The sequence below is a fragment of the Candidatus Sulfotelmatobacter sp. genome, assembly GCA_035504415.1.
In the GTDB taxonomy this organism is placed as follows: Bacteria; Vulcanimicrobiota; Vulcanimicrobiia; order Vulcanimicrobiales; family Vulcanimicrobiaceae; genus Vulcanimicrobium.
Genome location: DATJRY010000005.1, coordinates 213,998 through 225,060 on the forward strand (window position 1 = coordinate 213,998; position 11,063 = coordinate 225,060).

An 11,063-nucleotide genomic window follows, 5' to 3' on the forward strand; every position below is an offset into this window, starting at 1 on the left:
CGGTCGCGGCTGCGAACGCTTCGAGCGTTCGCCCGCCGGGTAGGGGACGGGGAGTGAAGGCCGCGCAGCGGGCGACGACGTTCGGATCGGGGATCGTCGCCGGCGCCTCGGACAACGACCCGACCACGGTCGCGACGCTGGCGGTGATCGGCTCAACGACGACCTACGAGCTGGGCTGGCTCACGCTGCTGATCATCCCGATGCTGGCGGTGATCCAAGCGATCGCCGCACAGGTCGGCGCGGTCTCCAAGAAGGGGCTCGAGGACTGCGTTCGCGCGCAGTACGGCCGCGGCTGGGCGCTGCTCACGCTCGGGCTGCTGCTGTCGGTCAACCTGCTGACGCTGGCGGCCGATCTCGAAGGCGGCGGCGCCGCGCTCGGCATGCTCACCGGCATCGAGTACCATTGGTGGCTGATCCCGCTGGGCGCGCTGACGGTCGGCGTGCTCGTGTTCAGCAACTACACGGCGATCTCGCGCGTGCTGCGCTATGTCAGCTTGGTGTTCCTGACGTACGTCGGCGCGGCGATCCTCGCGCACCCGGACTGGCGGGCGGTCTTGGTCGACTCGTTCGTCCCGCACTTCCGCTTCGACGAGAACACCGTCGCCGGCGCGCTCGCGCTGCTCGGCACCACGCTGACCGCGTACGCGTACGTCTGGGAGACGATCTCGCAGAGCGAGGAGAAGCCGCGCCTGGCGCGGCTGGGTTTGGTGCAGGTCGACGCGGCGCTCGGCATCGTCGCCGCCGGCATCACCTTCTGGTTCATCCTGATCGCGACCGGCGCGACCCTCGGCGTCCATCACCGGGCGGTGCAGACGGCCGAAGAGGCCGCGCAAGCGCTCGCGCCGATCGCGGGGCCGCTCGCCAAGTACATCTTCGCGGTCGGGCTGCTCGGCTCGGCGCTGATCGCCGTCCCCGTCATCGCCGGAACCTGCGCGTACGTCGCAGCCGAGATGTTCGGCTGGCGCCACAGCCTCGACGCCAAGTTCTCGGCCGCGAAGAGCTTCTACCGCGTGCTGATCGCGTGCATGGCGATCGGGGTCGCGATCGGCTTCGCCGGCGTCAAGCCGATCACGCTCCTGTTCTTCTCCGGCATCGCGGGCGGCATCGCGACCCCGTTCACGCTGGTCATGATGCTGCTGATCGGCCGCAACGACAAGGTGATGCACCGTCACCGCATCGCGCCCTGGCTCGCGGTCGGCGGCTGGTGCGTGACGGCGATCGTCACCTGCGCCACCGGCATCTATCTCGTCCAAACGATCCGCGGAAGCTGACGCCGTCGTGGGTCAGGCGCCCGCACCTTAACGAAGCCCTAACGTCCCCGGTAGAGGACGCCGCGAGCTGCTGTGGTACCGACCGGAAGGCCGGCTCGTACCGGCGTTTTGCCGCGTCGTTTTTCGACGCGGCGCTTCTTTGCGTGGCCGCGGGTGCGGCCGAGGGACTCACTGGATGCGTCGTTTTCTCTTGATCGGCTTGGCACTCGCGGCAACCACCGTCGCGGCGTGCAACACGGGCGGCGGCACGACGCCCCCGGGACAGTTCCGCAGCACCCCCTCCCCGGTCCCGACCGCGACGCCCGTCCCGACCGCGACGCCGCTGGCGGCGGCCGTCGCGACCAGCGTTCCGGTGGCGATCAGCTCGAGCGGGAACGCCATCGCCACGCCGCTCCCGGCGCCGAGCGGCTACACCTCGAACCTCACCATCCCGATCGCCAGCGCCCCGGCGGGAACGACCATCGCGATCACCAGCAGCACGACGATTCCAGCCTCCCTGCCGGTGCTCTCGCACCACCGCGTCATCGCGTCGGTGCGGCTGCCGAAGGCCGCGACCGGTAACACCGCGATCTTCTTCGACTCGCTCACGCCGAGCGCGCCGATCACCGTCGCCGGCACGATCAGCGCCTCGCAGGCGTTCCCGAGCGGCGTGCTGACCAGCGGCACGCAGTACTACCTGGGCTTCTACGACAGCACGCAGCCCTCGCCGGCGTGGGAGACCATCGCCGGTCCGGTCACGACGTCCGACGGCCGCACGCTGACCTTCAGCGGCTCGACCAAGTCGTTCACCATGCAGGCCAACGCGCTGTACGGCATCGCGATCTTCTCGCTCGCCAGCCCGACGACGACGCCGCCGCCCGCACCGCAGACGCTCGCGTACTTGGGCGCCAACACCAGCATCACGGTCGTCAACGCCGCGGGCGTCGTCGCCACCACGCTGCCGATCCCGGCCAACGGCCTGGGACTCGACGACGCCGGCAACGTCTACTCGATGGCCTATCCGCCCACCCCGGCCCCGGTCGGCTCGGGCAGCCCGACCCCCGCGCCGCTGCCGCCGACGATCGCCAAATACGACGCCGGCAGCACCAGCGTCGCGACCAGCTACACGCCCTCGAACACCTCCGGCGTGTTCCTGATCAGCGCCGGCACCGGCGCGTTCTCGACCTTCGGCGCACCCAACGCGCAGAACGGGAACGGCAGCGGCGCGGTCGACGAAGTCTTCGACGTCTGGGATGCCGGCTCGACCGGCGGCGCACCGAGCCGCACCATCACCGAGCCGTTCACCGGCGTCTACTTCGGCATCATGGCCCATGACGGCACCCTCTACACGCCGCACCTCAACGGCGACGGCACGTTCCAGTACGACGTCTACGCGCCGGGCGCGTCGACCCCCACCCGCACGATCAGCGAGACGATCGTCCCGGCCGACCAGCAGGCCAACTTCTCGCCGAACTACGCGGCGATCGGTCCCGACGGCACGCTCTACGTGACCGAGTACACCTTCCTGCAGCCCGATCCGCTGGCCGGCCTGTACATCTACAAGCCGGACGGCACCGAGGCGTTCGCCCCGACCACCAGCGACGCGAACGGCGCGGGTCCCGAGGGCGTCGACGTCGACGCCGGCGGCAACGTCTACGTGGTCAACAACAACGCCGGCTATCAGGTGAACAACGACTACGCGCCGCAGGACGACTCGCTGCACGACATCGAGGTGTTCGCGCCGGGGAGCACGACCGCGGCGCGCCACATCACCGGGTCGTTCAACGCCTACCCGATCGCCGCCGCCTCGGACGGGACGCTCTTCATCTCGAGCTTCACCTTCAACAACGACGGCGTCGGCGAGAACGAGACCGACTCGATCGCGGCCGGAACCTCGACGATCACCACCATCTCGTCGAGCGGCGTGAGCGGGATCGTGCTCTACGACGGCAACCGCGAGACGACCGGCAAGGTTCGCGTCGCGGCGAGCCGTTCGAGCGCCTCGCTCGGTCACGGCGGCGGCGGTCTCGCCGCGCACCGGCTGGCCATCCGCCGCCGCATGGCGGCGGCGCTCAAACGCTGAGCAGCGGCGCGACTTCCTCAGGAGCATCGGTGGCGGTCGTGCCGGAGCGCACGACCGTCCCGCGCTGCATGACGTAATACCGGTCCGCGACGGACCAGGCGAAATCGAGGTGCTGCTCGACCAGCAGCACCGCGATGCCGCGCTCGCGCCGAATCTCGCGCAGCGCCTCCTCGATCTCGGCGACGATCGAGGGCTGAATCCCTTCGGTGGGTTCGTCGAGCAGCAGCACCTGCGGCTCGCCCAGCAGCGCGCGACCCAGCGCGACCTGCTGCTGCTCGCCGCCGCTGAGCACCCCGCCGGCGCGGGCGCGCAGACGCTCGAGGGCCGGGAAGAGCAGGTACACCTCGTCGAGCGTCACCGAACGCGGCGCGCCGCGTCCGGTGCGCGCCGTCGCGCCCAGACGCAGGTTCTCTTCGACCGTCAAGTGCGGAAAGATGCCGCGTCCCTGCGGCACGTACCCGATCCCCGCTCGCGCGCGCCGAAACGACGGCACGCGCGTCAGCTCGCGCGCACCCAGCCGCACGTGGCCGGAGCTGGCCGGGTGCAAGCCGACGATCGTGCGCAACAGCGTCGTCTTGCCGACGCCGTTGCGTCCCAGCAGCGCGACCGCTTCGCCGGCCTCGACCTGCAGCGCGACGTCGCTGAGCACCTGGCTGAGCCCGTAGGCCGCGCCGACGCCCTCAAGCGCGAGCATGCAACTCGTTGGCGCGGCCGAGATAAACGGCCGCGACGCGTGGATCGGCACGGACCGTGTCGATCGTGCCGCTGGTGAGCAGCTGCCCTTGGTGCAGCACCGCGACCGGCGAGGCCAGTTGCGCGATGAAGTCCATGTCGTGGTCGATCACGATCAGCGCGTGCCGCCCGGCGAGCGAGCGGATCAGCGTCGCCGTCGCCTCCGCTTCGCGGTGCGTCATGCCGGCGGCCGGCTCGTCGAGCAGCAGCAGCTCCGCGCCGGAGGCGACGACCATTCCGATCTCCAGCCACTGCTTCTCGCCGTGCGCGAGGTACGCGGCCGGCAGCGCGCGCTTGGCGCTCAAGCCGATGATCTCGAGCACCTCGTCGACGCGCGCGCGTTCGGCCGCGCTCGGTCGCGCGCGCAGGGCGCGCCACGAGCGCCGGTCGCGCGTCGCCGCGACGACGAGATTGTCCTCGATCGTGAGCGCGTCGAGCACGCCCGGCGTCTGGAACTTGCGGCAGATACCGTGGCGCACGATCTCGAACTCGGGCAGCGCGCGCAGATCCTCGCCCTTGAACGTGATGCGTCCGGCGCTCGGGCGCACCCGGCCGATGATCGCGTCGAGCAAGGTCGACTTGCCCGCGCCGTTGGGACCGATCAGCGATTGGATCGCGCCGGCCTGCACCGTCAGGCTGATCCCGTCCAGCGCGCGATAGCCCTCGTAGCTGACGACGACGTCCTCGACGGCGAGCAGCGCGCTCACGGGCCCTCGACGACGACGGCCGTCGACACGCGGCGGCGCGCCGCGCGCGGACGCCAGTCGCGCAGCACGCCGGCGATGCCCTGCGGCATGACGGTCACGACGACGACGAACAGCGCGCCGACGACGTACAGCCACAGGTCGGGGAAGGCGCTGCTGATCCAATCTTTGCCGAAGTTGACGAGCAGCGTCCCCAGGATCGCGCCGACCAGCGCGTCGCGCCCGCCGACCGCGACCCAGATGACCATCTCGATCGAGGGCACGACACCGAACATCGCCGGCGAGACCACGCCCAAATCGAGCGTCACCAGCGCGCCGGCGATCCCGGCCAGAACGCCGGCGATCGCGAAGGCGATGACCTTGAACGGCAGCGGATCGTAGCCGAGAAAGCGCACCCGGTTCTCGCCGTCGCGCATCGCCAGCAGCAGCTTGCCGAACTGCGAACCCTTGAGCCAGCGCATCGCCAAGAACGTGAGTACCAGCACCGTCAGCGAGATCCAGTACAGCCCCAATTGGGTCGACGGATCCGTCAGCGCGTGCCCGAACGCGTCGCTGAAGTTCGTCAACCCGTTGAAGCCGCCCGTGTAGGGCTGCTGGCTGATGATGAAGGTCGTCGTCGCCAGCACCAGCGCTTGGGTGATGATGGCGAAGTACGGTCCGCTGATGCGCCGCCGGAAGACCAGGAACGCCAGCAGCGCCGCGGCCAAGCCCGGCAGCACCAGCGCGGCGGCGATTGCGACGGTGCCGCTGCGAAACGGCGCCCACCACCACGGCAGCGCCGTCAAGCCGCTCCACTGCATGAAGTCGGGCAAGCCGCCGGCGTCCGCGCCGGCCAGCTTGAGGTGCATCGCGATCGCGTAGCCGCCCAAGCCGAAGAACACGCCTTGGCCGAGCGTGAGGATGCCGCCCGTTCCCCACACGAACGAGATGCCCAGCGCCAGGATCGCCATCGCGATGAACCGGCCCAGCAGCGAGAGCTCGTACGGCGGCAGGTAGAACGGTGCGGTGGCACCCGCCGCCACCACCACTACGAACAGGAGCGCTCCGCGCATCAACCCTCCGCCTCGAGTGCGCGCGAGCTGCGCGTGACGATCCCGCGCGGCCGGAACTGGATGAAGGCGATCACCGCCACCAGGAGCAGCACGTCGGCGAAGCTCACGCTGGTGAAGATCTGCGCCAGCGCCGAGAACAAGCCGACCAGCAGCGCGGCCAGCAACGTTCCGGTCAAGCTTCCCAAGCCGCCCACGATCACGACCAGGAACGCATAGACGATGTAGCTCTGCCCGACCGTCGGCGTGACCGGTGCGATCAGCGCCAGCGCCGCACCGGCCAAACCGGCGATCCCGGTGCCCAGCGAGAACACCGCGAGGTCCACCAGTCGCGTGTTGGTCCCGAGCGCTTCGGCCATGGCCCGGTTCTGGTGCACGGCGCGCACGTACAGGCCGGCCGGCGTGCGAGCGAACACGTACGCCACCCCGCCCAGCACGAGCGCGGCCAGCACGATGATGAACACGCGCACAGCCGGGATCGCGAAGCCCGTCAAGGCGCTGCCGCCGACGGCCAACGAGCCCGAGAGCCAATCCGGCGCGGTCACCTCGACCCCGACCGGACCGAAGATGCTGCGCGCCGCTTGCTGCAGCACCAGGCTGACGCCCCACGTGGCCAGCAGCGTGTCCAGCGGGCGACCGTAGAGGCGGCGGATCAACGTCACCTCGAGGAACGCGCCCACCAGGGCGGTGACGACGAACGCGCCGAGCAAGCCGACGGGAAACCCGACGGTCTTGCCCAGCCCGCTCATCGCCAAGTAGCTGACGTAGCCGCCCATCATCAACATCTCGCCGTGCGCCATGTTGATCACCCGCATCAGCCCGAAGCTGAGCGCGAGACCGAGCGCCGCCAACAGCAGGATCGAAGCGACGCTGATCCCGTTGAAGATTTGGCCGGCGACGAGTGTCGATTCGGTCACGTCAGTGGATGCAGGTCTTTCCGGGGAACGAGAGCGGATCGTAGGGGACCGGCTCGACCGGTTGTTTCGAGCTCCACAGGATCTTGAACTGACCGTCCGGCTCGAGCTCGCCGACGTACGCCGTCTGCATCAAGCTCAAGTTGTTGACGAACTTCGTCTGGCCCAGACCGACGTCGGCCAGCGTGAGCGTCGAAGCGGCCTTGGCGACCTTGGCCGGATCGAACGTGCCGGCTTTCTTCACCGCCGCGGCCCAGGCGTAGACGTCCAGGTAGCCGTGCGCCATCGGATCGTCGACCGGCTGGCCCGGGTACTTGGCCTGATACGCCGCGACGAACTTCTTGTTGGCCGGATCGGGCAGGCTCTCGAAGTAGTTCCAGGCCGCGTAGCTGCCGGCCAAGAGCGACGGTCCGATCGCCTTCGCCTCCTGCTCCGCGATGCTGAACGACATCACCGGCAGCTTCGACGAGGGCAGGCCGGCCGCGGCCATCTGCTTGAAGAACGAGACGTTGCTGTCGCCGTTGAGCGTGTTGAACACGATCTGCGGCTTGGCCAGCTTGATCTTGCTGATGACGGCGCTGAAGTCGGTCCCGCCCAGCGGCACGTACTCTTCACCGGCGACGGTCCCGCCGTCGTGCACGATGTGCTTGCGCAAGATCAGGTTCGCGGTGCGCGGGAAGACGTAGTCCGAGCCCAACAGGAAGATGCTCTTGTAGCCCTTCTCCTCGGCCCACTGGAGCGCCGGCAGAATCTGCTGGTTGGGCTGCGCGCCGGAGTACATGATGTCGGGCGAGCACTCGTTGCCCTCGAACTGCACCGGATACCACAGCAGCGAGTGGAACCGCTCGAAGACCGGCAGCATCGCCTTGCGGCTGGCCGACGTCCATCCGCCGAAGACGGTCACCACGTCGTCCTGCTGGATCAGCTTCTGCGCCTTTTGGGCGAACATCGCGGGGTCGGAGGCGCCGTCCTCCACGACCGGGACGATCTTCTTCCCCAGCACGCCGCCCTGCGCGTTGATCTGGTCGATCGCCAGCAGCTCGGCGTTCTTGACGGTCACCTCGGAGATCGCCATGGTTCCGGTCAGCGATTGTAAGACGCCGACCTTCACGGTGTCGCCGGCCGCGACGGTCGTCGCCGGCAGGCTCGAGAGCACGATCGCCAGCGCTGCGCCAACGGCGCCGCTGCGAGCGATGGAAGCACGTGTGAGCACGGACCCTCCCTATCGTCGTTCGATGAATGCGGAAGCGCGTACGTTCGCCTCGCGGCGAGGCCACCGATTCGACGTTTGGGACAGCGTGCGCGCACAACGTTGGCGATGCGTCAGGACGACGACCGCCGCATGCGTGCTAGTCTGGGGTCATACGCGGCTCACGCGCACCGGCGTGTAGTTCTCGCGTGGAACGACGGGCTCTCCCCCGATGATCGCTGCCGCGCGACCGCTGTCGGCGTCGTCGCACGCGCCGGCGGCGAACTCGCCGCCGACCGCCGAGACGATGCGAAAGTAGTCGTCGGGCGCGCGGCGTTTCGCGCGCGGCAGCATCTCGGCACAGTACGTCTCCTGCGCGGCCTGGTGGTCGCAAGCGCGGAAGATCCCCGGCTGCGCCTTGGCGGCGTCGTAGCGGTAGCCTTCGAAGGCGTGGACGAGCGCGGCGGTCTCGCTGGTGCCGCACGCGTGCATCCGGTCGACGACGTTGCGGACCGCCATGTAGCCCAGATACTGGCGCCAGTTGGGTGGAAACCCCTGGGCGCTCGCGACGAAGCGACGGTACAGCGCCGCCGCGTCGCCGCCCGCGTCCGGTCCCCACACGTAGCCCCACAGCGAGCCGGCCAGGTCTTCCGCCGGGAAACCGGCCGCGAGCTCGTTCTCGCCGGTGACGCCGGCCGCCAGCATGCGTTTGTTCAGGCCGAACTGCACGAACGCGGTGGCCGCGTTCTGGGTGTCGGTCCCGCCGTTGAGCAGCAAGAACGCGTCGGCGTCGGTGGCGCGCGCCTTGAGCATGTACGACGAGAAGTCGTTGGTGCCGATCGGGTGGACGTCCATCCCGGCGACCGCGCCGCCGTGGGCGAGCAAGATCGTGCGCAGCCGGTCGCGCGCGTCCGTGCCGAAGGCGTAGTCGGCGACCAGAAAATACCAGCGACGCGCGCGCCGCACCAACTCGGCGCCCAACGCCGTCGTCAGCATCGCCAGCGAACAGGTCTGGCGAAAGCAGACGCGGTTCGCCTTCGCGCCGGTCATCGCGGTGTCGTGCGTTCCGATGGCCACGTACAGCACGCCGGCCTCCTGTGCGTACGCGGAGAGCGCGTTGCCGACCGCCGACGAGGTGCCCCCGACGAGCACGTCGACCTTCTCGATCTCCACCAGCCGGCGCGCTTCGGTCAGCGCGACGGCGGGCTTGGTCTGATCGTCGCCGTAGACCAGCTCCCAGCGCACGCGGCCGCGCGCGTTCGCGTCGCCCAGCGCCAGCTGCGCGCCGTTGCGCTGCGGGAGGCCGCCGACGGCGAACGGTCCGGAGAACGAGTCGACGTAGCCGATGCGCACCGTCGGCGTCGCCGCAGCGGCTCGCCGCGGCAGCGTGCCGGCAGCGCCGGCGGCGAGCGCGCCGCCCAGAAACGACGATCGCGAGAACTGCGTCATGGGCCCCTCTGCGCGCAGACGCACGAGCGGCCCTGCCCGCCGAGGCGAAACCCCGGCCGTTCGGCTCGCGTAGGAACAGATGATGAGGGATCGCATCGCACTCGGTCTGGCCGCGGCGACGTTCGTGCTGCACGCGGCCGTTGCCGGCCGCTACGATCTCATGCGCGACGAGCTGTACTTCATCGTCTGCGGCCAGCACCCGGCGTTCGGCTACGCCGACCAGCCGCCGCTGGTGCCGCTGCTCGACGCCGGCCTCTACGCGCTCGGCCATCACGTGTGGGTCGTGCGAATCCCGGCCGTGCTCGCCGCCGCGGCGCTGGTCTGGCTGACCGTTCGCTTCGCGCGCGTGCTGGGCGGCGGTGACGGCGCCGCCTGGGCCGCCGGCATCGCGGCCGCGATCGCGCCGTTCTTCCTCGGCATCCCGGCGACGATGAACACGACGGTGTTCGAGCCGCTGGTCTGGACCGCGGTCGCATACGGCCTCTCCCGCGCCGCGATCCTCAACGACCGCCGCGCACCGATCTGGGCCGGGATCGTGGCCGGCATCGGTCTCGAGGCGAAGTACGCCGGCCTTTCGTGGCTGATCGCGCTCGGCGTCGGCGCGCTGCTGACCCGCGAGCGGCGACTGCTGGCGTGGCCCCAGCTCTGGCTCGGCATCGGCCTGGCGTTCGTCATCGCGGTACCGTCGGTGCTCTGGCAAGCCGCGAACCACTGGCCGTTCCTCGAGCTGCTGGCCGCGACGAAAGCCAAGAACATCGCGACGAGCCCGGCCGCGTTCCTGTTGCACCAAGTCTTCGTGATGGACCCGCTGCTGGCGCCGATTTGGATCGCCGGCATCATCGCGCCGTTCGTCGATCGCACCTTGGCCCGCGCGCGCTTCCTGGCGCTCGCGTTCGTCGTCGTCACGATCACGCTGCTGGTCACGCCGAGCAAAGACTACTATCTCGCCGCCGCCTACCCGACGGTGCTGGCGATCGGCAGCGTCGCCCTTCGAGCGCGTCATCCGCAACGCGATCGTGCGCGGCGCATACCTGGCGGCGGCCATCGCCCTGGCCGCGCTCGGTGCGCCCCTCGCGCTCCCGCTGCTCTCGCCGCCGGCGCTGATCGAGTACGAACAGCGCACACATCTCGCGCAGCGCCCGCAAGAGAAATCCGGCGTCGGCGCGCTGCTCCCGCAAGTGTTCGCCGACGAGCTGGGCTGGCGCGACATGGCCCGCCAAGTCGCGGCAGCGTGGGCCACGCTGCCGCCGGACGTGCGCGCGCACACGTCGATCGTGACGCAGAACTACGGCGAGGCCGGCGCGCTCGAGCTCTACGGCGAACCGCTCGGCCTGCCACCCCCACTCAGCGGCCACGATCAATTCTATCTCTGGGGCCTACGCGGCCAGAACCCCGATTCGGTACTCCTCATCGACGCGCCGGGCAACATGCTTCCCGACCCCGCCGCGCACTGCGCGCACTGGCGCGTCCTCGGCAAGCTCTTCTCCCCCTACGCCATGCCCTACGAAAACGAGCGCACGATGCTCTTGTGCGAGCACGCCCACCCCTCGCTAGCAACAGCCTGGCCGAAGCTCAAACATTTCGAGTAGCGAAGACGCCCCATAACCATCATGCCGGGCGAGCGGCGCCGCACCACCCACGCCGGGGCCTTTTCCGCGAGCGAAGGCCCGGAAGGCCGAGAGCGACGCGGAAA

The 11,063-nt window shown here is 69.7% G+C and carries 10 protein-coding genes; 3 read left to right on the forward strand and 7 right to left on the reverse strand.

Annotated elements, in window-relative coordinates:
* Positions 1-53: 53 nt before the first annotated feature.
* Together VMD91_02360 and VMD91_02365 are read left to right on the forward strand one after the other, a co-directional pair.
* Positions 54-1,271 carry a divalent metal cation transporter gene (locus tag VMD91_02360; protein ID HTW82894.1) on the forward strand — a complete coding sequence of 406 codons (1,218 nt, stop codon included), beginning with the start codon at positions 54-56 and terminating at the stop codon, positions 1,269-1,271.
* Positions 1,272-1,446: 175 nt separating this feature from the next.
* Positions 1,447-3,333, forward strand: coding sequence for a hypothetical protein (locus VMD91_02365; protein HTW82895.1), 1,887 nt, complete (start codon positions 1,447-1,449; stop codon positions 3,331-3,333).
* Here the strand turns inward: VMD91_02365 and urtE are convergent.
* From urtE to VMD91_02400, 7 genes are all read right to left on the reverse strand, one after another.
* A complete protein-coding gene (gene urtE, locus VMD91_02370; protein ID HTW82896.1) occupies positions 3,323-4,027 on the reverse strand; it encodes an urea ABC transporter ATP-binding subunit UrtE in 705 nt (234 codons plus the stop codon). The two genes, VMD91_02365 and urtE, sit on opposite strands and share 11 nt — an antisense overlap.
* On the reverse strand, positions 4,014-4,772 hold the full coding sequence (urtD, locus tag VMD91_02375; GenBank protein HTW82897.1) for an urea ABC transporter ATP-binding protein UrtD: 759 nt from the start codon (positions 4,770-4,772) through the stop codon (positions 4,014-4,016). Before urtD ends, urtE begins: the two co-directional genes overlap by 14 nt.
* Positions 4,769-5,821 (reverse strand): urea ABC transporter permease subunit UrtC, encoded by a 1,053-nt coding sequence (urtC, locus tag VMD91_02380; protein ID HTW82898.1) that lies wholly within the window; start codon positions 5,819-5,821, stop codon positions 4,769-4,771. Before urtC ends, urtD begins: the two co-directional genes overlap by 4 nt.
* A complete protein-coding gene (urtB, locus tag VMD91_02385; protein ID HTW82899.1) occupies positions 5,821-6,735 on the reverse strand; it encodes an urea ABC transporter permease subunit UrtB in 915 nt (304 codons plus the stop codon). Before urtB ends, urtC begins: the two co-directional genes overlap by 1 nt.
* 1 nt (position 6,736) lies before the next feature.
* The gene (gene urtA, locus VMD91_02390) at positions 6,737-7,945 is read right to left on the reverse strand and encodes an urea ABC transporter substrate-binding protein (GenBank protein HTW82900.1); all 1,209 of its coding nucleotides are present in this window, start codon (positions 7,943-7,945) and stop codon (positions 6,737-6,739) included.
* 147 nt (positions 7,946-8,092) lie between these two features.
* Positions 8,093-9,370, reverse strand: a complete 1,278-nt coding sequence (locus VMD91_02395; protein HTW82901.1) for an ABC transporter substrate-binding protein — start codon at positions 9,368-9,370, stop codon at positions 8,093-8,095.
* 270 nt (positions 9,371-9,640) lie between these two features.
* The gene (locus VMD91_02400) at positions 9,641-10,294 is read right to left on the reverse strand and encodes a hypothetical protein (protein ID HTW82902.1); all 654 of its coding nucleotides are present in this window, start codon (positions 10,292-10,294) and stop codon (positions 9,641-9,643) included.
* Positions 10,295-10,386: 92 nt separating this feature from the next.
* Between VMD91_02400 and VMD91_02405 the strand changes: the two genes are divergently transcribed.
* On the forward strand, positions 10,387-10,959 hold the full coding sequence (locus tag VMD91_02405; GenBank protein ID HTW82903.1) for a hypothetical protein: 573 nt from the start codon (positions 10,387-10,389) through the stop codon (positions 10,957-10,959).
* The last annotated feature ends 104 nt before the right edge of the window (positions 10,960-11,063 follow it).